At 71.0% G+C, this 20,980-nt stretch carries 24 protein-coding genes and 2 pseudogenes; 8 read left to right on the top strand and 18 right to left on the bottom strand.

The window, feature by feature from the left end:
• Positions 1 to 41 precede the first annotated feature (41 nt).
• Positions 42 to 200, top strand: coding sequence for a hypothetical protein (locus AWX74_RS39220; protein WP_207550465.1), 159 nt, complete (start codon positions 42 to 44; stop codon positions 198 to 200).
• 59 nt (positions 201 to 259) lie between these two features.
• Here AWX74_RS39220 and AWX74_RS32170 read toward each other — a convergent pair whose 3' ends face one another.
• The 3 genes and pseudogenes from AWX74_RS32170 to AWX74_RS42895 form a co-directional block, all read right to left on the bottom strand.
• Positions 260 to 1,213, bottom strand: a complete 954-nt coding sequence (locus AWX74_RS32170; protein WP_091284441.1) for an EamA family transporter — start codon at positions 1,211 to 1,213, stop codon at positions 260 to 262.
• Positions 1,214 to 1,261: 48 nt separating this feature from the next.
• Entirely contained in the window at positions 1,262 to 1,438 is a 177-nt protein-coding gene (locus AWX74_RS42900; protein ID WP_242666512.1) for a mycothiol-dependent nitroreductase Rv2466c family protein, read from the bottom strand.
• 70 nt (positions 1,439 to 1,508) lie between these two features.
• Positions 1,509 to 1,814: pseudogene (locus tag AWX74_RS42895) on the bottom strand (mycothiol-dependent nitroreductase Rv2466c family protein); the annotation flags it as partial.
• A 346-nt stretch (positions 1,815 to 2,160) separates the two neighbouring features.
• Here AWX74_RS42895 and AWX74_RS32160 point away from each other — a divergent pair.
• Positions 2,161 to 3,036: a LysR family transcriptional regulator gene (locus AWX74_RS32160; RefSeq protein ID WP_091284407.1), complete on the top strand. Its 876-nt coding sequence runs from the start codon at positions 2,161 to 2,163 to the stop codon at positions 3,034 to 3,036.
• Between the two features lie 153 nt (positions 3,037 to 3,189).
• On the opposite strand, the pseudogene AWX74_RS32155 reads toward AWX74_RS32160, so the two are convergent.
• From AWX74_RS32155 to AWX74_RS32120, 9 genes and pseudogenes are all read right to left on the bottom strand, one after another.
• Positions 3,190 to 3,789: pseudogene (locus tag AWX74_RS32155) on the bottom strand (methylenetetrahydrofolate reductase); the annotation flags it as partial.
• A gap of 196 nt (positions 3,790 to 3,985) precedes the next feature.
• Positions 3,986 to 4,267, bottom strand: a complete 282-nt coding sequence (locus AWX74_RS32150) for a PfkB family carbohydrate kinase (RefSeq protein ID WP_242666510.1) — start codon at positions 4,265 to 4,267, stop codon at positions 3,986 to 3,988.
• A gap of 200 nt (positions 4,268 to 4,467) precedes the next feature.
• Positions 4,468 to 4,827, bottom strand: a complete 360-nt coding sequence (locus AWX74_RS32145; RefSeq protein WP_091284405.1) for a type II toxin-antitoxin system PemK/MazF family toxin — start codon at positions 4,825 to 4,827, stop codon at positions 4,468 to 4,470.
• Positions 4,828 to 4,931: 104 nt separating this feature from the next.
• Positions 4,932 to 5,993, bottom strand: a complete 1,062-nt coding sequence (locus AWX74_RS32140) for an AAA family ATPase (RefSeq protein WP_091284403.1) — start codon at positions 5,991 to 5,993, stop codon at positions 4,932 to 4,934.
• Between the two features lie 43 nt (positions 5,994 to 6,036).
• On the bottom strand, positions 6,037 to 6,198 hold the full coding sequence (locus tag AWX74_RS40340; RefSeq protein ID WP_165615876.1) for a hypothetical protein: 162 nt from the start codon (positions 6,196 to 6,198) through the stop codon (positions 6,037 to 6,039).
• A gap of 63 nt (positions 6,199 to 6,261) precedes the next feature.
• Positions 6,262 to 8,109 carry an asparagine synthase-related protein gene (locus AWX74_RS32135; RefSeq protein WP_091284401.1) on the bottom strand — a complete coding sequence of 616 codons (1,848 nt, stop codon included), beginning with the start codon at positions 8,107 to 8,109 and terminating at the stop codon, positions 6,262 to 6,264.
• A complete protein-coding gene (locus AWX74_RS32130) occupies positions 8,106 to 8,642 on the bottom strand; it encodes a lasso peptide biosynthesis B2 protein (RefSeq protein ID WP_091284399.1) in 537 nt (178 codons plus the stop codon). The genes AWX74_RS32135 and AWX74_RS32130 overlap by 4 nt, the downstream gene beginning before the upstream one ends.
• Positions 8,643 to 8,767: 125 nt before the next feature.
• Positions 8,768 to 9,133, bottom strand: coding sequence for a PqqD family protein (locus AWX74_RS32125; protein ID WP_207550464.1), 366 nt, complete (start codon positions 9,131 to 9,133; stop codon positions 8,768 to 8,770).
• Positions 9,134 to 9,190: 57 nt separating this feature from the next.
• A complete protein-coding gene (locus AWX74_RS32120; protein ID WP_242666509.1) occupies positions 9,191 to 10,990 on the bottom strand; it encodes an ATP-binding cassette domain-containing protein in 1,800 nt (599 codons plus the stop codon).
• A gap of 61 nt (positions 10,991 to 11,051) precedes the next feature.
• On the opposite strand from AWX74_RS32120, the gene AWX74_RS32115 reads away from it, so the two are divergent.
• Positions 11,052 to 12,248 (top strand): nucleotidyltransferase family protein, encoded by a 1,197-nt coding sequence (locus AWX74_RS32115; RefSeq protein WP_193209877.1) that lies wholly within the window; start codon positions 11,052 to 11,054, stop codon positions 12,246 to 12,248.
• A 221-nt stretch (positions 12,249 to 12,469) separates the two neighbouring features.
• On the opposite strand, the gene AWX74_RS32110 is transcribed toward AWX74_RS32115, so the two are convergent.
• From AWX74_RS32110 to AWX74_RS32100, 3 genes are all read right to left on the bottom strand, one after another.
• Positions 12,470 to 12,850: a type II toxin-antitoxin system death-on-curing family toxin gene (locus AWX74_RS32110; RefSeq protein WP_091284396.1), complete on the bottom strand. Its 381-nt coding sequence runs from the start codon at positions 12,848 to 12,850 to the stop codon at positions 12,470 to 12,472.
• A complete protein-coding gene (locus tag AWX74_RS32105) occupies positions 12,847 to 13,032 on the bottom strand; it encodes a hypothetical protein (protein WP_232295235.1) in 186 nt (61 codons plus the stop codon). Before AWX74_RS32105 ends, AWX74_RS32110 begins: the two co-directional genes overlap by 4 nt.
• A gap of 171 nt (positions 13,033 to 13,203) precedes the next feature.
• Positions 13,204 to 14,481: a YncE family protein gene (locus AWX74_RS32100; RefSeq protein ID WP_091284435.1), complete on the bottom strand. Its 1,278-nt coding sequence runs from the start codon at positions 14,479 to 14,481 to the stop codon at positions 13,204 to 13,206.
• A 335-nt stretch (positions 14,482 to 14,816) separates the two neighbouring features.
• Between AWX74_RS32100 and AWX74_RS32095 the strand changes: the two genes are divergently transcribed.
• Positions 14,817 to 15,683 (top strand): polysaccharide deacetylase family protein, encoded by an 867-nt coding sequence (locus AWX74_RS32095; protein ID WP_091284394.1) that lies wholly within the window; start codon positions 14,817 to 14,819, stop codon positions 15,681 to 15,683.
• Positions 15,684 to 15,754: 71 nt separating this feature from the next.
• On the opposite strand, the gene AWX74_RS32090 is transcribed toward AWX74_RS32095, so the two are convergent.
• Positions 15,755 to 16,705, bottom strand: coding sequence for an EamA family transporter (locus tag AWX74_RS32090; RefSeq protein WP_114476443.1), 951 nt, complete (start codon positions 16,703 to 16,705; stop codon positions 15,755 to 15,757).
• Entirely contained in the window at positions 16,671 to 17,015 is a 345-nt protein-coding gene (locus AWX74_RS32085) for a hypothetical protein (protein WP_207550463.1), read from the bottom strand. Before AWX74_RS32085 ends, AWX74_RS32090 begins: the two co-directional genes overlap by 35 nt.
• Before the next feature lie 86 nt (positions 17,016 to 17,101).
• Here AWX74_RS32085 and AWX74_RS32080 point away from each other — a divergent pair, with 86 nt between their 5' ends.
• Together AWX74_RS32080 and AWX74_RS32075 are read left to right on the top strand one after the other, a co-directional pair.
• Entirely contained in the window at positions 17,102 to 17,659 is a 558-nt protein-coding gene (locus AWX74_RS32080; RefSeq protein WP_226931374.1) for a CGNR zinc finger domain-containing protein, read from the top strand.
• A gap of 10 nt (positions 17,660 to 17,669) precedes the next feature.
• Positions 17,670 to 18,185: an SRPBCC family protein gene (locus tag AWX74_RS32075; RefSeq protein WP_091284388.1), complete on the top strand. Its 516-nt coding sequence runs from the start codon at positions 17,670 to 17,672 to the stop codon at positions 18,183 to 18,185.
• A 395-nt stretch (positions 18,186 to 18,580) separates the two neighbouring features.
• Here the strand turns inward: AWX74_RS32075 and acpP are convergent, their stop codons facing one another.
• The gene (acpP, locus tag AWX74_RS32070; RefSeq protein WP_091284385.1) at positions 18,581 to 18,817 is read right to left on the bottom strand and encodes an acyl carrier protein; all 237 of its coding nucleotides are present in this window, start codon (positions 18,815 to 18,817) and stop codon (positions 18,581 to 18,583) included.
• 367 nt (positions 18,818 to 19,184) lie between these two features.
• Here acpP and AWX74_RS32065 point away from each other — a divergent pair, with 367 nt between their 5' ends.
• Positions 19,185 to 20,255 (top strand): NAD(P)H-dependent amine dehydrogenase family protein, encoded by a 1,071-nt coding sequence (locus AWX74_RS32065; protein WP_091284383.1) that lies wholly within the window; start codon positions 19,185 to 19,187, stop codon positions 20,253 to 20,255.
• Positions 20,252 to 20,965 carry a TetR/AcrR family transcriptional regulator gene (locus AWX74_RS32060; protein ID WP_091284381.1) on the top strand — a complete coding sequence of 238 codons (714 nt, stop codon included), beginning with the start codon at positions 20,252 to 20,254 and terminating at the stop codon, positions 20,963 to 20,965. Before AWX74_RS32065 ends, AWX74_RS32060 begins: the two co-directional genes overlap by 4 nt.
• Positions 20,966 to 20,980: the final 15 nt, after the last annotated feature.

The following is a 20,980-nucleotide window of genomic DNA, read 5'->3' as shown; positions in this document are numbered from 1 at the left end:
GGGGGCGAGGCCCACGCCGGACGCCAGGAGCACCGCGCAGCGTGGGGCCCTCCGCCTGCGCGATGAAGTGCGTCTACATGGCGGTCATGAGCCTGGATCCCACCGGGCAGGGCCGCAAACGCTGGGTGATCCGCTGGAAGGGCGCGCTCAACGCCTTCGACGTCGCGTTCGACGGCCGGCTTACCGCAGGTCGCAAATAGTCCGATTCGCCACAGTTGCACCGATAACTTTACAGACCCGGACACGACCCGGCGGGCCGTTATCCGCTGCGTTCCTGTTCCCGAGCGGGTTGGTCGGGGAGGTGATAGGTAGTGGTGCGGGGTGCGGCCGAGGGGGTTTCCTCGGACTTCTTCTTGGGTGGGCGGGGCTGGCCGAGCAGGATCGCCAGGAAGATGACGACGATGCCGACGATCTGGGGGGCGGTCAGCGTCTGGTCCTTGAAGAGGTAGCCCAGCAGCGCCGCCACGACCGGGCTGCCCAGCGCGAGGAAGGAGACCGCCACGGCCGGCAGGCGTTCGAGGCCCCGGAACCAGACGATGTAGCTCAGGACCGCGCCCAGGGTGATGAGGTAGGCGAACCCGAAGACGTTGGAACCGGTGAGACCGTCGGGAAGATCTTCCAGTGACAACCAGAACGGCAGCAGGACCAGACCGCCCGCGGTGAGTTGCCACCCGGTGAACGTGAGCAGGCTGACACCCTCGGGCCGGCCCCACCGCTTGGTCAGGGTGATGCCCGAGGCCATGCACAGCGCTCCGCCGACTGCGGCGAGGACTCCCATGGTGTCGAGGGACACCGTGCCCTTGAAGACGAGCAGCACCACGCCTCCGGCGCCCATGGCGCAGGCCAGGGCGGGGAGGGCTCTGATCCTCTCGCCGAGGAAGAGTGCAGCGAGGATCACGACGAACATGGGCTGCGCCGACATGATCATGGCGGCGATGCCACCCGGCAGTCGGTAGGCCGCGACGAAGAGCAGGAAGTTGAAGGCGCCGATGTTCAGAACGCCCAGCACCAGCGCGCGCCACCACCAGATGCCGGCAGGAAGCCGCCGGCCGAGGGCTAACAGGACCAGGCCGCTGGGCAGGGCTCGCATGGTGGTCGCCAGGAGCGGCCGGTCCGGTGGCAGCAGTTCGGTGGTCACCAGGTAGGTGCTGCCCCAGACTGCCGGCGCCAGGCCGGTCACGGCCGCCGTGAGTACGTTCTGTCTGCTCTTCATCTCGCCTCGCATCTCGCATCACCGGCCTCCGACGTCCGTCCGGCCGGCTCAGTCGAAGATCGGGTCGCGGTCGCGGCCACGCTTCAGCTCGAAGAAGCCGTCGGTGCTCGCCACCGCCAGCACGCCGTCCCAGAGCTTTCCGGCCGCCTCGCCTCGGGGGGCAGGGGTGAGCACGGGGCCGAAGAACGCCAGCGGCTCTCCGTCCGGGCCGGGCACGTGGATCACGGGGGGTGCCGACCTCGGAGCCGACCGGGTCCATCCCCTCGTGGTGCTCGGCCCGCAGCTTCTTGTCCCAAGAGTTGTCCTCCGCGGCCTCGATGACGTCGGCGGGCAGACCCGCCTCCTCCAGGGCGGCGCGGATCATGTCGTGGCCGAGCCCGGCCTTCTCGTGGTGGATCAGACGGCCCATGGCGTTGTAGAGGGGGCGCAGCACTTCGTCGCCGTGCTGCTGCTGCGCCGCGACGCACACGCGCACGCAGGCCCAGCCGTCGATCATGCCCTGGCGGTACTTCTCTGGGACCTCGCGGCCCTCGTTGAGGACCGACAGGCTCATGATGCGGAAACGGGTCTCCAGCGGCCGGACCTGCTCCACCTCCAGCATCCAGCGTGAGGTGATCCATGCCCAGGGGCAGCGGGGGTCCACTCAGATGTCGGCGATGGTCGTCTCGGAACGCACTGGCGTGGTGCTCATGGCGGTCGCTCGTCCTTTCGGTGTCGCGGGCGCGCAGGCACGCCTCGGCGGGGTGCGCCCAGGTGCGGGAGATAGGGAGAGGGCAGCGGCGGCGCGGCTTGCGGGCATGCCGGAGGGGCCCCGATCGAGGGCCCGCCCGGCGGAGTCGGCCTGAGGACGTTCCTGCGGTGTGCGGTCGTCACCAGTGTCGGGCCGGGGGTATCAATGAATCCAACACATGTTTGTCACGTGATGCATCTCGTATCACGATGGATCCATGGAGCTCCAGCAGATGCGTTACGTGATCGCCGTGGCCGAGACGAACAGCTTTACGAGGGCGGCCCAGCGCTGCCTGGTGGTGCAGTCCGCACTCAGCCACCAGATCGCGCGCCTGGAGAAAGAACTGGGTGCGAGGCTCTTCGAACGCACCAGTCGCCGGGTCCGGCTGACCGCGGCGGGCGCGGCCTTCCTGCCCGCTGCCCGCCAGTGCCTGGACGCGGCGGAGCGGGCCGCCGCCGAAGTCGCGGCGGCCGTCGGGGAGGTGCGCGGACGCCTCGCGCTGGGGCTGATCCCCACCGTCGCCGCCGTGGACATTCCCACCGTCCTCAAAGAGTTCCACCAGCGCCATCCGAAGGCCCGGATCAGCCTCAGCGTGGGAGCGAGCGACGAGCTCGTCGAGCGGGTCAGGCAGGGCGAGATCGAGGTGGCCTTCCTCGGCATCCCGGTCACGGCCCGCCCCCGGGGCGTCATGGCCCGGGAGCTGGCCCGGGAACGGCTGGTCGCCGTGGTCTCCCCAGACCACCCGCTCGCCGGCGAGACTTCGGTCGACCTCCGCCGGCTGTCCTCGGAGGTGTTCGTGGACCTCCCGGCGAAGACCGCCGGCCGGGCCCAGTCCGATCTGGCCTTCGACGCCGCCGGTCTCACCCGCGAGGTCGCCTTCGAGGTAACCAACGCGGATTACCTGGCCCGTCTGGTCGGCGCGGGCCTGGGCGTGGCCCTGCTCCCGCCCGCGTACGTCGCGGGCCTTGCCGGTATGGCCACGATCGAGGTCACGGACGCACCGGCCCGCACCGAGTACGTGATCTGGGGCCGGGAAGGCCGCACCCCGGCGGCCGCCGCCTTCCTGGACCTGTTGGGCATTGAGGAGGAGTGAACGCAGGCGCCCCCGGCTCGTCCCTGGCCGGCGCGGTAGCGGCTCAGGTCCGGGCCCCGCCAGGGCGCGTTCGGTCAGCCTGGAGCCGAGCAGCGCGCGGTGGATCTCCGAGGTCGCCGTGGACTGGTTGAGCGTGATGTAGTGCAGGCCGGGAACGCCCTCGACGAGCAGCCGCTCGGCCATGGCCACCGCGAAGTCGACGCCGATCCGCCGACCCGCTGGCCAACCACCCACTGCTTCCAGCCGCCGGGCCAGGTCCTCCGGGAACGTGGCCCCGCTCAGCTCGGCGAACCGGGCGATCTGCCGGGCGTCCGTGGCCGGCACAATCGCGGGGATGATCGGGATGTCGCACCCCGCCATCACGACCCGGTCTCGCAGCCGCAGGTAGTCCTCGGCCCGGAAGAACATCTGGGTGACCGCGTAGTCCGCGCCCGCACGGCACTTGGCCACGAAGTGTCGGACGTCGGACTCCCAGTCGGTGGAGCGCGGATGGCGCTCGGGGAACGCGGCCACGCCGACGCTGAACGCTCCCGATTCCCGCACCAGCCGGACCAGCTCCCAGGCGCGGGAGAAGCCGTGCGGGTGCGGGATCCAGGACGCGTTCGGGTCGCCCGGCGGGTCACCCCGCAAGGCCAGGAAAACGTCCCGGACGCTGGTGTCCGCGTACTGGCCGATGACGTGCCGCAGTTCGGCGACCGAGTGCGCCACCGCCGTCAGGTGGGCCACGGGGCGTGGTGTGGTCTCCGCCGCGATCCGCTTCGTCAGCTCGACCGTGCGGTCCCGGGACGCCCCCCCCGGCCCCGTAGGTGACCGAGACGAAGCTCGGGGCGAACGCCTCGATCCGGCGGATCGCCTCCCACAGGGCGGCTGCGCCGGCCTCCATCCGGGGCAGGAAGCCAGGGCAGCAGCTTGTACTCCTGGGTGCCGACGGACTCGAGGACGATCGTGGCTACGCCGCAGCCCAGTTGGGCGGCACGGCGGTGGGGCAGCCCCGGGACAGGCCCGCGAGGAAGCCGGCCCGGAAGGCGTCGCCCACACCGGTGGGGTCCGTCGCGACGGCGGGCACGTGCTCGGCCGGCCCGTCGGCGGTCAGGAACGAGACCCCGTCAGCGCCCCGGGTGACGATCCACACGCCGACGCGCGCCAGCACCTCGGCCTCGCTCCACCCGGTCAGCTGCCGCAGCAGCGCGCTCTCGTACGCGTTGGTGAAGAGGAACCGAGCGCCGTCCACGAGCAGCGAGGCCGGCTAACTGTCCGTTCCCAGGGATTATGAGAAGTTCCGCGGGAGTCGAGAAGTGATCTGAGAAGTGCCGGTGGGTCTGAGAAGTTGATCGGCGTGTCGGCTGATGTTCCGTCGAGCCCCTCTGTCGCTGGATCGACGGCCTTCGCGACCAGTGGACCCGTAGCGACCTGCCAACGGCTCTACGAGCATCAACCATCGGCTCCCGCAGCGTCCACCTGCTCCAGGCCACTGAGACGGAGAGCTTCGTCGATCTCGCCGAGCTTCGCGGGCGACAGGCTTCCGGCCTTCTCGATCAGGTCTGCTCTGGTCAGGGTGACCAGCCACGTGCAAGGAACGAGGCCTGGGCGTGGGAGCGCGACTCGCAGGACACCGCCCAGGGGCAGGCCCTCGGGGGCGCCTACTGCCACCTCGACAGCCACGCCGCTGATCTCGATGTTCGCTGGAGCGACGACCTGTATGGCCCGAAACCCACCGGGCTCCTCTCCCGAGAGCAGAACGACCGGCCGCCGCTCATCGAAGTCCACCCACCAGACTTCGCCGCGTTCCATGTGTCCTCCTACACGGGACGGCGGGCGCACCCCGCACGACCGCGCAGAACACGCATCGGTCGTCAGCCACTCCCGGAACTCCCGCACCGACTGCCATCACATCACTACGACGATCGTCCGGTCGCCGAAATTCTCAGCTCCGATGTCAGTGGCCGGCGCTCGGCCTCGCTGATCAGGTGGGCAATGGCCTGAACCGCTGCCGGGAGGGCGTCGGCGGTGCGCGGGTAGCACAGCGTCGAAAAGGCGATCCGACGGCCCCAGGCGGTGAGGAGGGTGAAGTCCCGAGCGGTTTCGGTGATGCTCGTCGAGGGCAGGCGCATCAGCCGCAGGCGCAGCATCGCGATGCCGTCCCCGGCTCGGAGCCGGGTCATGCGCACCCCGTCGGTCGGGGATGGCACGGCGTGGCGGACACCGGGCGGCTCGGCGAGGGAATCCGTGTCCGGATCGAGCAGCCGCACAACGAACCCGACCTCGACGGGCTTGTCGGCCGGCCCGGCGACGGGGTGCCGGCTCTTGGACTGGTAGCGCGGCAGGAGGACACCCGCGCCCATCCCGAGCAACTCGCCGGAGTCCGCCCAGAGCCGCACCTCACGACTGCAGGAAAGGGCCACCGGCAGGCCGTTGTCGACCCGGATCAACGCGGCGTCGTCACCGAGAAGGTGCCATCCGAGGTCCTGATGGAGCGCGGTGGAGAGGGTGGACTTGCCGACACCGGACGGGCCGCAGAGCAGGACGGCGCCGCGGGAGGTGGCGAGGCACGCGGCGTGCACGACCGCGGTCCCAGGCTCGGTGGCCACTGCCCACGGGACAATGGATGACACCAGGAAGTCGGCGTCGTCGACGCCGGGATCCCGGCTGCCCGGCAGGTGCCATCGCACCGCCCCGTCCGCCGTGATCGTGAAGGCGGTCAGGCCTTCGGCCACGACGACGCGACCGCGGTCCGCGGTCTCCCGGATCTCCAGCAAGCCGCTGCGCCCCTTGTGCCGCCCGAGGAGGTGCCCCGGTGCCGGCGGATCGGTGTCACGGCGAACGTTGACGAGAATCCGCGATCGGCCGGCCGCCGTCCAGTATTCCCGGTAGCCGGGGAGCGGGACATCCGAGCGGACCTCGACCGCGCCGAACCGGTACCGGTCCAACGCGGTCGAGCTTGTCTCCGTGGTCAACATCGCCATCCTGCCCGGCGGTTCGTGCGATGGGTGTCCACTCCGCCTAGCTGACCTGGTCCGCGAAGACGATGAGGTCGAAGATGAGTAGGGGCCCGATGTCCGCGGTGCGCCTCGCGAGGCTGCCGTAGTCGGTCATGCTGGGCCTCTCGTATGGCCTACGCGCGAGGGAAGTCGGCTCGGTGGTGGCGTCCGACGTGGCGCTCATGTGCCCCTCCAAAGTTCACTGTAGGTATCGATCCGCTACGGAGAGTAGCAGTGATCGAGGGCTCTACCCTTGCACGCCGGCGTGAGTAAGCCAGGTGTCGAGCTCAACGAGCTGCCAGAAGACCCCCAGGCTGTGTTGCGGGACCCGCGGAAGGCCACCCGTTCGGGCCAGCCCGGCGGCATGCTCCCAGGCGCTCTCCGCTCCGGTCAGGTCTATCCAGCCGTCAGCGGCCAACGGACCGGCAGCGAGCGTCCGCAGGCCACCGCCGGCCTCGGTCGTCCGCAGGACTTCCAGATCGAACCGTGCCTTGCCGCGACGGCGGCCTATCGCGGGGGGAAGCGCGTCGTGCGCCGCGGCGCGCATCACCCGCTTGGTGAGGTCAGGGGCGTACATCGTGCTACCCGGCATCGTCAGGGCGCAGCGGACGACCCGCTTGTCGTGGAAGGGATGGCGGCTGTCGATGCCCGCCGCCGCGGTGGCCAGCCGAAGCGAGTCCAGGATGGGCGCCGCCTGCCGCCGGGGCATCACCGCCCACCGTCCGTAGTGGTCGTGAGAGGCGAAGGTGGTCCCGTCCCGGGCCACCATCTGCTGCCAGCGGTCGTCAAGGCCGAGGCCTTTCAGCCGTTCCGGGCGGACCCAGGGGAAGGCCGGGCGGGGCATGACGCGACCCTGACGCAGCGGCCGGTAGGCGGCCCGCCCAAGGAGCCGCACTCGCCGTGCCAGGTCCCGCGGACGGCGTCCCGGGCCGCTCTGCCGCCACAGCGGCGCCAGATGGCCGGCGCGTAGCAGGTCGGGCCAGTGGTAGCGCCAACCCTTCAACCAGTCGTCGCCCCCCTCGCCGGTCAGGACGACGCTGAGCCCCTCGGCCCGGACGGGCTCCGGCAACTGCATCGCCAGCGCCGCGTTCGGCCGAGGTGGCACCTCCGCGGTGTCGGCCACCCAGGCTCGCCAGCGGTCCCAGTCGTACGGACCCGGTTCGACCCGCAGCGCGGTGACGCCGAGGTGCTCCTCCACCGCCGCAATCCACGCCGACTCGTCGTGCGGCTGGCCCGGGAACACCAGGCTGACGGGGAGCAGCCGCGCGCCCACTCCGCGGCGGGACGGGAGTCGGTGCCCGATCCCGGTCAGCGTGCTGGAGTCGAGGCCACCGGAAAGCTGCACGGCCGCTCCGCCGGGGAGAACGGCCGACGTGACAGCCGCGTCCAAGGCGGTACGCAGGGAACTGGCCGAGGCCGCAAGACTCGTCGAGCCCAGCGGAGGCACCTGCGTCAGCAAGGACGAGAACGACCGCCGCTGCGGTGCCTTGCCTGCCTGGATGTCGAGCAGTTCGCCGCCGGGCACGCGCTGGACGCCCTGGATCATGGTCTCGTGCACGGTGGTCTGGGTGCACATCAGCGTCTCGGCGAACACGGTCTCAGCCAGCCGGAACGGGACGCCGGCGGCACGCAGGTGGCTCAGCTCGGTACCGAAAACCACCCTGGTGCTGTCCGCGTAGACGACCGGGCGGCGCCAGCCCAGCACGGCGCGGGCCAGCACCAGTCGCGTCGAACAAGGGTCCCACAGCAGGGCCAACCAGTCGCCCAGCAGGTCGTCGAGGCAGGTCGTGTCCCGGGTGGCGAACGTGCTGGCAAGCCAGCTCGCCGCCGCACCGGCCAGGCGGTCCTCCGTCCGGGCCGGGTTCTCCACCGACGCCGGCCCGTCGACGAGCGCGAACAGTCCGGTGGGGGACGTCGCGAGGTCGGCGCCTGCGCCGAGGGCGGGATCCGGCGCCCCCGCGAGGGTCAGCGGCCCGTCGGTATGCACCCGGACCGAATCGGGATCGACCGGGACAACCGACGCGGCGAGCATGGCGCGCGCCGTCTCCGGGGCCGCCGGCCGGCCGTCAAGGCGGAGCTCGCCGCAGAACGTCATGGTCTTCCTCCCGGCTGTGGCGTCAGGTGATGCTGTGGCGTCGGGTGATGCTGTGGGGTCGGGTGATGCTGTGGGGTCAGGTGATGCTGTGGGGTCAGGTGATAGCGAGCGATGCGGTGGAACGCGGTCGCCGGGTCGGCGGGCTCGCCGCGCACCTCGCCGTCGACCTCGACCCAGGCGTGCGCGGTGAACGGGGCGGAGACCTCCCGGCGGACCCCGAGCACGACCGCCGCGTCGTGGCCGGCGCTCGCCGCGAGCCAGCCCCGCAGCAATGCCAGCGGCAGGCAGGCCCGGCTGCCGCGCCACCAGGTGGTCGCCCGGAAGGCGAGGCGGTCGAGCCGGGCTTCGGCGAGGTGGCCGCGGCCGGCCGGGAACCACCGCATCCGCGCGGACCGGGCCGCCGGCGCCCGGGCGAGCAGGGCCGGCAACGGCCAGACCCGCAGCGCGACCTCGATCGCGGCGGCCGCGAGCCACAACTGGGCGGCGACGGCGCGTTCCAGCGCCACCGACCGGGCGCCGCGCCGGGCGGCCACCGAGTGAAGCGGCTGGGAAAATCGGCGAAGCCTCCCAGCCGCGGAGCGAAGCCGGGCGGCCACCAAGTGAAGCGGCTGGGAAAATCGGCGAAGCCTCCCACCCGCGGAGCGAAGCCGGGCGGCCGTCACGGCCGGACGCGGGTGACCAGGCCGCGCTCGACCAGCGCGGCGAGCAGCGCCCGAGCGTCCGCCTTGGCGGTGGGCTGGTCAACGGTCCACCCGGCGGCCAACTCGCCGGCGACCCGAACGGCCACCACGTCCTCGGCAACCGGACCATCACCGAGCAGCCGCCACAGCCGGGCGCCGGTCTCGTTCAGCGCGAAGTAGGACCCGTCCTCGGGGTGCAGGAGGACGATCTCCTCGCCCAGGTCCGCGGCGAGGACGTCCCGCCGGACCTCGATCATGTCCAGTGGGGCGGGGGCGGCGGAGGATGCCGGGGCCGCCTGGTCCGGCGGGTCCGCGGTCGAGCCGTGGCTCCCGGATTCGGTCATGGATTACCTCCAGGTGGCAGCGGCCTGGAGCTGTGACCGCTACTCGAACGTACCTATTTAATCACTGACAGTAATCGAACTTGGTAGAGCAACCTCCGACAGCGCGAGCGCGTCGCGGAAGTACCCGTCGGTTCCCGCCAGCTCGGCGGGGCTCCCGAGCGCGACCATCCGGCCGCCGTCGAGGACGGCCAGGCGATCGCAGTCGAGCACGGTCGAAAGACGATGCGCGATGATCAGCACCGTGGTCCGCGGCCCAAGCGCCGCGAGCGCGGCCCGCAGCGCCTGCTCGGCATGGGCGTCCAGGGCACTGCTCGGCTCGTCCAGGACGAGCAGGTCCGGAGCGCCGGCCAGGGCGCGGGCGAGCGCGATCCGCTGGCGCTGCCCGCCGGAGACGCGCGAGCCGTGCACACCCGCCGGATGGTCCAGCCCGTCCGGCCAGCGAGCCAGGTCGGCGGCCAGCCCGGCGGCCAGCGCGGCCTCCCGCAGGGCGGCATCCGGGATGCCCGCGCGCAGGAACCGGATGTTCTCCGCCACCGTCCCGGTGATCATGGCAGGTTGCTGAGTCACGGTCGCGACGCGGCGAAACCAGCCAGCCGGATCGATGGTGGACCGGTCCACGCCATCGACGAGGACGCGCCCCCGGTCGGGGGCCAGCAGACCGAGCAGGACGCCGGCGAGGGTGGACTTGCCGGCGCCACTGCGGCCGACGACGCCGAGCCGCTCGCCGGGGCGGAGCTCCAGGTCAATATCCCGCAGCGCCGGGCGATCGGCGCCCGGGTAGGTCACGGCCACGGCCTCCATGCGCAGGCGGCCAGCACCCGGTTGGCAGCGGGCAGCACCTGGGTGGGCCACGCCCGCCACCGGCGGTCGTGGATCGCGCCAGCGCCGCAGGTGGTCGTCGATGCGGTCCAGGTGCAGGCCGCGTTCGTCGAGCTGGTGGATCGCCGCGACCAGCGACGACGCCTGGCCGAGGCTGCGCAGCGCCAGCACGATCGTGACCCCGAGGGTCTCGATCCGGAGGTCACGGAGCGCCAGCACGGCCAACAGAGCCGGGATCATCATCGCCACGCCGAGATCCCGGCCGAGGAGCGGCGTCAGTGCCACGCGCAGCTGCATCCGTCCGAACTCCGCCCCGGCGTGCCCGGCCTGGTCGAAAAGGAGGTGCTGCGCGCTGGCCGTGACCCCGAAGACACGGAGTTCGGCCGTGATCGTAGTGGTCTCGGTCACGCTCTCTGCCAGCGCCGAGGATGCCGCCACAGCCCGGGCGGCAAGGGCACGGCTGTGCCGCCGCGCCCTGCGCACCGCCGTCGCCGTGACCGCCACGACCCCGAGCAAGGCGCCGGTGGCAACCGGGCTGATCGCCAGGGCGAGCGCCGTCAGTGCCGCGATGTTGAGGGCTGCCGCCACCGCCTCGGCCGCGCGCTGCGCCCCGAAGGCGACCTGCGACGCCTCGCCGAGCACCAGTTCCTGCAGCCGCCCGGTCGGCTCGGCGCGCTGGGCGAGGTAGGGCGCGGCGAGATAGTGATCCAGCAGTCGGCCGCGCGCCCAGCCGAGCGCTTCGACGCCGGTGCGCGTGGCCGTCCGGGCCGACGCGACGTGTACCCCGGCGACAAACGCCGTCACAGCGAGGGCGGCGGCGGCCGTGGCCGCCCGATCCGAGGTCAACCTGTCCGGCAGGAAGGACCCGAGCCGGCTGTCTCCCCCGGGCAGCCGCACCACCAGCACGATGAGCAGGAACTCCCCCGCGCCGGCGAGCAGACCAAGAACCGCAAGCGCCGCGACCCTGCGCCCGGGCCGGCGGCTACCCATCGTGGACCGTTCCCACCAGGCACGCAACGTGGCCAAGGGTACCGTCACGAGACGTGATCCTAACGTTAAGAAGTTGACTCGTTACTCTTCGCAAGGAAGAGTGTGGCGTGTGTCGGACCCGCACTGGCGCATCGCCACGAGTCAGGTAGGAAGCGATGCTGCGACCCGCCCCGAGCGGTCGGTGCCGGCCGCGGCGGAGCGGGAACAGGCCGTCGGTGCCGGCCGGGAGCGGGACATCGCCCACATCGTGGCCGCCGCTCAGACGTTGTTGCTGGACGCCCGCGCCGCCCAGATCATCACCATCCTCACCGACGCGGGCGTGGGCACGATCCTGCTCAAGGGTCCGGTCACCACCCGCCGCCTGTACCCCGGTGTCCCACGACCACGGCGCGACACCGACCTGCTCGTCCACCCGGCCACGTTCGCGACGGCCGCGGAGGTCCTGGTGCGGCAGGGGTATCGACCGATGGACCCGGCAATCCACGCCCAGACTTTCGTGCGCGGCGCCGGGGAGACCGTTGATCTGCATTGGACGTTGCCGATCGCGACCGCGACGCCTGCGGAGATCTGGGCGGCCCTGAGCGCCCACCTGATCGACTTTGACCTGCAGGGCCACGCCGTCAACGCCTACGACCCCGCGGCGCACGCCTGCCACCTCGCGATCCACGCCATCCAGGCGCCGACGAAGCGGGAGAACGCCGGGCGCGACCTCGAACGCGCCGTCGACACCTTCCCGCTTCCCGTCTGGGCGGACGCGCATGACCTGGCCCGGCAGATCGGCGCCGAACCGGCGCTGACGACGGCCCTGCGTCTGAGCTCCCCGGCCGCGGCCAGCCTCGCCGACGCTCTCGGACTACCCCGGCGGATCCCGTTCGCGCAGCGGCTATGGCTCGCCGAGGACGCGGCGGGGCTGATCGGCGCGACCCGACTGCTGCGTCTCGCCCCCGCGTCGCAACGCCGGGCGCTGCTGCGCCGCTGGCTCCGGCCGACCCGAGCCGAGATGGCGGCCGCGGCGCACCGGCCCGATATTGCCGCGGCAACACCCACCGGGCTGCCCCCCGGCCTGCGGCTGGTCCTGTTCCGCATCCGGCAGGTCGGGTGGCTCCTCCGTACCCTCGTGCGGGCGGCCGAGAGCAACCGGACCGGACCTCGCGCCCAGCGATGCGGCAGCCGGGGATACCGAAGCCAGCCCAGCGCTCCCCAGCCCAGTGCTCTCTGGGTCGATGCGTCCCGGGTCAGTGCTCCGGACTCAGAGCGCCAGCCCGATGATCCAGCATTCCCACGACGCAACGGGCGCCCGGGATAAGGCCCGCCGCCGGCGGTCGCGCCGGCTTACCGCCGGTTACGTCGTCCGGCATCCGCGGTCGGGCCACATCCGGCCCGTCGGACCCGCCGTCGTCGCCCGGAACCACGACTACTCGTCCGGGTGCCAAAGCGACCCCCAAGCCCCGCGAGCGTCATCGCCGCGGTTCGACGTCGCTGGTGTATTGAGGGCCCCAGCCCGATACGGCGAGACATGTCCGGTCCTCACCGACGACTCCGGGTCGCCCCTTCAAGGATCTTGGTGATGTCCTCGACGGAATCGAGGACGCCGGAGGCGATTCTCACCACGAGGTCGTAGGCCTCGTCGTTGGTCAGCGTCAGGCGGCGGCCGTTGACACCGTAGAAGGCGATCAGACCGGCGAGAGCGAGCCGCTTGTTCCCATCGACGAGGGCATGGTTGCGAGCCAGCGAATGCAGGAGCGCGGCGGCCTTGCCGTCAGGAGTGGGATAGGCGTCACGGCCGAACACCGTCGCCCGCGGGCGCGCGAGAGCGGATTCAAGCAGGCCATGGTCCCTGACCACCGGCTCGGAGCCGATGGCACGCTCGGCGATGTACAGCAGTTCGCGAAGCGTCAGGTAGATCATTCGCCAAGCCGGCGAAGCGCCTCCGCGTACCGCGGAAGCTCCTCGTCCAACACCTGATCCAGCAGCTCCGCCCGGCTGTGTGCCTCGATGTACTCCCTGATCGCCTCCCGGGCGATCTCCTGCATCGACCGCTGTTCCAGCTCCGAACGCAGACGCAGAGCCTCCGCCTCATCATCCGTCAAGCGCAGTGTCATCGCCATCAACCAACGGTATCACTGTTGATACCACCACCGGTCCCGTACCGCGGTCACGACGCGAAGGACGCACCTGCCGACCGGCGCCATCGCCGGGCTGGCCGCGAGCCGCGAGCGTGACAGGAGAGGGCTGGGACAAGCTGCCCGGTGAGGCAAGGATCAGCGCATGATTCCGGTGTGGCCCAGGGAATAGCGCCCGGGTTGCGGCCAGACCGTGAGGCCGTGCGGTTCGTGCCCGACGGGGATCTCGGTGAGGAGCCTGCCGGTGGTCGGATCCGCGCCGTTCCCGCCACCGGTGTCGAACACGTAGACGACGTCGCTGCGCCGGCCGGCGAGCCACAGGCGGGTGCCGTCGGCGTTGACGTTGCCCATGTCCGGGGTTCCCCCGCCGGGAATCGGCCAGTTGGCCACCACCGCGCGGGTGGCGAAGGAGATGACCGAGACCGAGCCCTGCGTTCCGGCGTGCGGGAACGGTGGTTTCATCGACTGCATCTGCCCGCCGCGGTTGGCTACGTAGAGGAACCGGCCGTCGCGGCTCGGGTAGAGCCCGTGGGTCTCCGGCCCGGTGTGCACGAAACCGACCTTGGTGAAGTTGTCCCCGTCGATGAGGTGGACTCCGTCGGAGTTCATGTCGGCGACGTACCAGACCCCGCCGGCCGGGTCGATCTTGATGTCCTGCGGTGCCGCCTCCCGGCCGAGGTCGAGGTAGCCGAGGACGCTCTGGTGGGCGAGGTCGACCTTGACGAGCCGGCCGGCGAACTCACAGGTGGCGATCGCGTAGGTGCCGTCGACGGAGAAGTCGACGTGGTTCACGCCCGCGCAGGCGCTTCCCACGTCGAGGCTGTGCCGCAGCGCGAACGTGCGCGGATCACGGAAGTCGATTTCGTGGTTCGCCTCCGCGATGACCATCGCATTGGCACCGTCGGGTGTGAAGTACAGGTTGTACGGGTCAGCGACGGGCACAGCGGGCCCAGCCAGCCGCCCGGTGCGCGGGTCGATCGGCGACAGGCTGTTGCCCTGGTTGTTGTTCACCCACAGGGTCCGCAGATCCCAGGAGGGGACGACGTGCTGCGGCGCACGGCCGGTGTGGTAGCTCTCCACCACCCGCAGGGTGCGCTGGTCGATCACGGTGACCGTGCCGTCGCGCAGGTTCGGCACGTAGACCAGCGGCGGGTCGTCGCGTACGGCCGGGCTCAGCATCCCCGCGCGGGCCTGCGAGTAGACGTCGACAGCCGGGACGCCACCGCCACCGGCGGCGCCGGAGGGGCTCACCGGACCACCCGTCCCCGGGTGCGACATCCCCGGGTGCGAGGCGCCGGCAGTGGCATTGGCGGTGGCTCTGGCGGCGGTGGTCTGTGCATCGGAGCCACGCCCGATATCGGTGGCCAGGTAGAGACCAAGGGCGAGTACCGCGACGACCGGCGTCACCGCCACCACCAGCACACCCGGATCCCAACGGCGAAATCTTTTCGTTGTTCGCCGACGACGGGAGGATGCTCGGTCCGGCACGGGGTCAGCATAGCCACGCCGGATGAGCTGGGCTCAGGCACTCCCATTTCGGCCGGAGGAGTGGAGGTGGATGTGCCTCGATTCCTCGCCCGTCTCATAGCTCTCACATCCCGCCACGGAATACTGGGGACGGATTCGGTGAGCGAAGCCGGACGCCTTCGGGACTTACGGAAGGGAACACCTACTGTGGCCAGGAAGCGGACGGGATTTTCCCGGCTACCATCGCACCCGATGACCGCGGGCCACGTCGAGCAGCCTCCGCTATGACCGAGATATTCGACCACGACCTCTCCCGCCGCCGCTTCCTGACCGCGACCGGCGTCGCGGCGGCCGCAGCCGCAGCCGCCGCCGGCGGCCTCGCGGCCTGTGCCGTCGGAGGGCCACAACCGGCGGAGTCAGCCTCACCGTCGTCCACCCCGCAGCCTTCCGCCGCGGCCCTCGGCACCGTGGAGACCGGCACGGCGGCACCCTCCGTGGCGTCGGCCCTGACCGGCCCGGGACTGGTGCCGGGAGGGCCCGCGGCTGCGATCACCCACGGCCCGCGGGACCGGCCCCAGGTCGCTCTCACCTTCCATCTCGGTCCGCACGAGGCCGGCCAGGATCTCTCACTGGCCCACCAACTGCTCGCCGACGCCGCCCAGCTCTCCGTGCCGATCACGGTGTTCGCGGTCGGCCAGTGGCTGGACGGCCATCGCGATCTCGTCCCGACGATCCTGGCGGCCGGTAACGAACTGGCGAACCACACCCTCACCCACCCGACGCTGACCGCGCTGCCCGCCGATCAGGTGGCCGCCGAGATCGCCGGCTGCCGGGACGTCCTCGCCCGGCTCGCCCCGACCCAGGGCCGCTACTTCCGGCCTTCCGGCACGAGCACCGCCACCCCGCTGATCCTCACCGAGGCCGGCGCCGCCGGTTACCGCACGGTCGTCGACTTCGACGTCGACCCGCTCGACTACACCTCCCCGGGAGCCGACGCCGTCGTCGCCCGCATCCGCGCAGACACCAGGCCGGGCTCGATCGTGAGCATGCACTTCGGGTACCCGGGCACCGTCAGCGCGTTTCCCAGAATCGTCGCGAACCTACGCACAGCCGGCCTCACTCCGGTCCGAGTACACGACCTCCTCATCTGACCCGACGCAACGCACTTCCCTCAAACCAGCCGGCCTCCAGGTAACCCGGGGCGATTCACTCTGTTTGGTCCTCACGGCGGCGGAATGCGGTGAGTGGCCTCCTTTCGACGGGAGACCACAAGGGTGGCCGTGGTGATGAGCAGAACCGCGATCACCTGCCGCGGGCTGAGCTGCTCCCCCAGCAGGAGATATCCGACGACGGCGCCGACCGCGGGCCCCAGGCAGAGCAGGACACCGAAGACCCTGGCGCTGGTTCTCCGCAGCGTGTGGACGTCAAGTGTGTAGGGCAGCGCCGAGGAGAGGACCGCGACCAGCAGCCCCAGGGCCAGGTTCCTCGGGTCACCGAGGCGGTGGACGTGCCCGAAGGCCAGGGCGAACGGGGTGAAGACGCAAGCGCCGACGAGGAGGGCGACGGCGAGACCTGACAGGTCGGCGGTCGTGCGTCCGATGTGCCCGGTCAGCAGGACGTAGGAGGCACGCAGGATCGCCGCGAGCAGGCCCGGTGTCAGGCCGGCGGCGGTGACCCCAGCCCCGTGGGGAAAGGCGATCAATGTGATTCCGCCGAAGGCCAGTACCGCCGCGAGGACGTCTGCCCGACTCCGCGACATGACGGTCGCCACCGCGAGTGGTCCGAGCAGTTCCAGGACGGCCGCGATGCCGAGGGGTAGGTGCGCGACGGCCTGGAAGTACGCCATGTTCATGGCCGCGAGAACGCACCCCAGTGCGGCTGTCGGGCGTATGCCCCTGGCACGGGTGACCCGAAGGCTGGGCCGCGCCAGGGCGAGCAGGAGCAGCGCGGCGAACCACAGGCGCATCAGGACGGTCGCGGTGGTGCCCACGGCGGGGAACAGGTTCTTGGCCGCCGCGGCGCCGCACTGCAGGCTCAGGACCTGGGCGAGCACGAGGCCTGCGGGCACCCACCGGCCCCGGGCACCGGCCTGGTGGCGGTGTTCCGGGTCACGGCTCGGGTCCCGCGGGCCGGCGTCGCTAGCGGGCCCGAGCAGCAGGTACCGCGTTCGCATGGGCTCGGAACTCCAGACCCCCTTTCTCGGGATCGCCTCCCCCATATTCGGAGACCAGGTTTTTCACGCATTCCGTCCGCGCGGCACGGTCCACCGTATTCACTACGGACAGCGCTACCATCTCGCTCGTCCTGATGGTTCTGGTCAGGTATTCGACGGCGAACACACTGACTTCCTCCGCCGGCAGGGAACGGGTCGTCCACCTCTCACAGAAGGCGTTCCGCAGCGCCTCGTGTCGGAAGACGGAGCCGCCCATCTTCTCGATCTCTTCCCTCAGGGTGCTCACAGCCGTCGCGTGCATCACCGTCATGGACTCAGCCTCTCTGGCGGTAGGCGCGTCTTGCATGGCGCCTCCGAGAGTGCTGCAATGACAAGGTGCAGTTCAACCATTACAGTATGCACGGGGCGCATCTGGCGGCTGACCTGGCAAATCTCGAGAGGAATGCGCCCGCGCATCTGGTGCGGGCGGTTCTGCGGGGCCATGCGGTGGTCGAGGCGGAGCTCGACAACGACGCCGCGCGGACGGATCTGCTGCGCTGGGCCGACCGGCTGGACGCGTGTTTCGGCCTGCCGGCGGACCACCGGCTCCACGACCTGGTCAATGACCTGCTGGCGGAAGCGACCGGTTCGCCGTATATATCCGCGCATGACGGACGTCCGCACCTGCATTATCGGCTTCCCGATTCTGGCGTTGTCGCGCGGATCAAGGCGATCACGAGTGCGGGGTTGGCTCAGGTGATCTGCGGTGGCGGCGCGGGCCGACTCGGGCGATGCGAACGCGCGAGGTGCGAGATGGCGTTCGTTGACGTGTCCCGCAACGGCCGGCGCAGCTACTGCTCCGTGCGATGCGCGAACACGGCTGCCGTGGCACGCCATCGCGCCACGGCAGCGGAGATGGCGGACCCGGCATCTCTGCGCGGCGTCCGGTCGCACCGCCAAAGTAGCCTGCCTTGAGGTTCATGGAATGACCAGCGGCCGCCGGAAGGAGCAGGGCGTACAGGTCGTCGAGCGGTGGAGCGAGGTCCCCGCCACGGCGGCCCGGGTGTGGGCTCGGGCGAGCCGAATCGAAGGAGTGAACGACGAGCTCAGGCCGTGGATTCGGATGACGGTCCCGCGATTGCTGCGCGGGGCCACCCTCGACGACCTGCCGGTGGGGGGCAAGGCCGGCCGAAGCTGGCTGCTGCTGCTCGGGTTCCTCCCGTTCGACTACGACAACCTCGTCATCGCCGAATGCGAGCCGGGCCGGCGGTTCCTCGAGACTTCGACGATGCTGTCGATGCGGCGGTGGGAGCACGAACGGACCCTCGAACCGGGCAACGCCGGTACCCGGACCGTGGTCCACGACCGGGTCACCTTCGAGCTGCGGCAGCCTCTCGCCCGCCTTCCCGGTCTCGACGCCACGCTGGCCTCGGTCGTGTCCAAGGTGTTCGCGCATCGCCACCGACGTCTGCGACGTACCTTCACGTCGACGGTCGCCTGAGACGAACCGGTCTCGGCGTAAGGACGGGAATCCTGGCCCAGTCACCTGCCTGACTGTCCGGCCTGACTTTCCGACGCACCGCCCCAGCGGCACAAATGCCGACCGCCCGGTCGCCGCCACGGTCAGGATCTCCCACATCGCGACCCGGCAGCGGCCGCTGCCGTCTGTCAGGCAGCGGCGCGCCGACTTCCACGTCCCTCCACACCTTCGGCGCGAGCTGTTGGTGCGGTCCGAAGAACCCGATCGAGCAGCTTCACGGATTCCGCCGGAGCAGCGGTCACGGACGCCGTGATTCCCACCTGCGCTTCCGGCGCAGACGGAGACCGCAGGTCCCTCCGTGACAGTTTCCAGCAGCACCGACTCCGGCGGATCGCGTCGACAGCCCGACCACGCTCCTACGGCCGGCGCGCCCTGATCCAGTCGATGGCGTTCTGCACGGTGTTGATCCCCTCGGCATCCTCGTCGGATATACCGATCTGGAATTCCTCTTCCAGGGCCACACCCAGCTCGACAAGGTCCAGGGAGTCCGCCCCCAGGTCATCGACGAAGGACGCGTTGTTGGTCACCTCCTCCAGCTCGACGTTCAGCTGCTCCGCGACGACGCTCTTCACGCGCTCCTCAACGGTGGACATTTAGCGGCCTCCTGCTCCGGCGTGCATGGAAACGGACAGAACTCGCATGATCTCTGGTCGGCCCACACCACGAACTCCACTGTCCACTTCTGGCCACCTGCACGTCGCAGACCTGCACGTCGCCGGGGACGCCGCCGGGGACCTCGTCGGCGCCCCATACCGCCCGAACCGTCGGGGCGTCCGCGGCGCACCGGGTCCATGAGCAGGAGGCGGACGCGCTGCTGCGCCGGTCCCGTTCTGCTCTCGCCGTCGCGGCGGGATCCGCAGGCGACCACTGGACAACAAAACCATTAAGCGGTTTATGATGCCCCGGTCGGAGGTCGTCGGCTCACTCGGAGGTCGTCGGCTCGCACAGTCGGGAGCTTCCATGTCGCTGCGCGTGATCCAGTTCTCCACCGGGAACGTTGGTCGTCACTCCTTACGTTCGATCATCAACCGGCCCGGGCTGGAACTGGTGGGGGTACACGCCAGCAGCCCCGACAAGGTCGGCCGGGACGCGGCCGAGCTCTGCGGTCTCGACGCCGCCACGGGCATCACCGCGACGGACGACCTGCAGGCGCTGCTGGCGTTGAAGGCCGACTGCGTCGTCTACACGTCGCAGGCGGAGACCCGCCCGCAGGCCGCCCTCGCGGACATCACGGCCTTCCTCGCCGCGGGCACCAACGTCGTCGCGACGTCCCTGGTGTGGCTCGTCTATCCGCCCCACGCCGATGCCTGGCTGCGCGAGCCGATCGAGGCGGCCTGCGCGGCCGGGGGCACCACCATGTTCGTGAACGGCATCGACCCTGGTTTCTCCGGTGATCTCCTGCCGCTCGCGGCGCTGAGCCTGACCGAACGGGCCGATGAGATCCTCGTGCAGGAGATCTTCGACTACGGCACGTATGACGACGCCGCGTTCACCGGAGCGAGCTTCGGGTTCGGCACCACTCCCGACACCGTGCCCGCCCTGTTCCTGCCCGGCGTGCTCGCGTCGATCTGGGGCGGCCCGATCCGGCTGCTGGCCGACCGCCTCGGGGTGCAGGTCGAGGAGCTCCGCGAGCGCCACGAGACCTGGACGGCCACCGAGACCATCACCTGCACGATGATGACCGTCGAGCCGGGCCAGGTCGCCGCCGCCCGTTTCGCCGTCGAGGGCATCGTGCACGGACGTCCCGCGATCGTCATGGAGCACGTGAACCGGCTGACCGCCCAGGCCGCGCCCGAGTGGCCGTTCCCGCCCGACGGGCGCCCAGGCGTGCACCGGGTCGTGGTCAGGGGCGTGCCCGGCGTCGAGATCAACACCCATGTCGGTGACGAGAGCACCGATCACAACATGGCCGGCGTCATCGCGACGGCGGCCAAGGCCGTGAACGCGATCCCCGCGGTCTGCGCGGCACCCCCGGGGCTCACTCACCTGTCCGACCTGCCGGTCGCCCAGGCCCACGGCCTGATGCCGTGACGTCGCGCGGCACGCGTCGCGGCGGGTCGATCGCGCCGACCCGGCCGGCGAGCGGCGCGCAGGAGCGTGCCGAGCGGACCCGCGCCCTGATCATGGAAGAGACCGTGCGCTGTGTCGTCGAGGAGGGCTTCGCCGCCGCCAGCGCCAAGCACATCGCCGAGCGGGCGGGCGTCACCTGGGGCGTGATCCAGTACCACTTCGGAGACCGTGACGGCCTGCTGACCGCCGTCGTCGACGCGAGCTTCGACGAGCTGCGCCGGCGCATGGCCGCGCTCGGGGTCCCGGTGGGCTCCGTCCGCGACCAGGTCAGCGCGCTCGTCGAGGCCGCCTGGGCCGCGTTCTGCACACCGGCTTCGCGCGCCAGTCTGGAGATCGCCGTCGCGACGCGCAGCCAGCGCGACGCGGAGACGGGGGAGCACTTCGCCCTGGTCGCGGCCGAGCTGACGCGCCTCGGCGAGGAGCTGATCGCCGAACGACAGCACCACGGCGACGCGCGGGCCGTCGGTCACCTGCTCTGGGCGGCGCTGCGTGGGCTCGTCTTCGCCCAGCTGGCCACCCGCGAGCCGCTCGACACGTCCCGCGAGCGCGCCGCGCTGGTCGACCTGCTCGCCGCGCATCTGGAGCCCGCGCCCGCGGGCGTGCCTCCCGCGGGCGCAACCCCCGCAGGCACAACCCCCGCAGGCGAACACCTGACAGGAGATGTCTCATGACGGTCCCGCCGACCG

This window comes from Parafrankia irregularis (assembly GCF_001536285.1).
In the GTDB taxonomy this organism is placed as follows: Bacteria; Actinomycetota; Actinomycetes; order Frankiales; family Frankiaceae; genus Parafrankia; species Parafrankia irregularis.
This window is presented reverse-complemented; position numbering and strand designations above follow the sequence as displayed.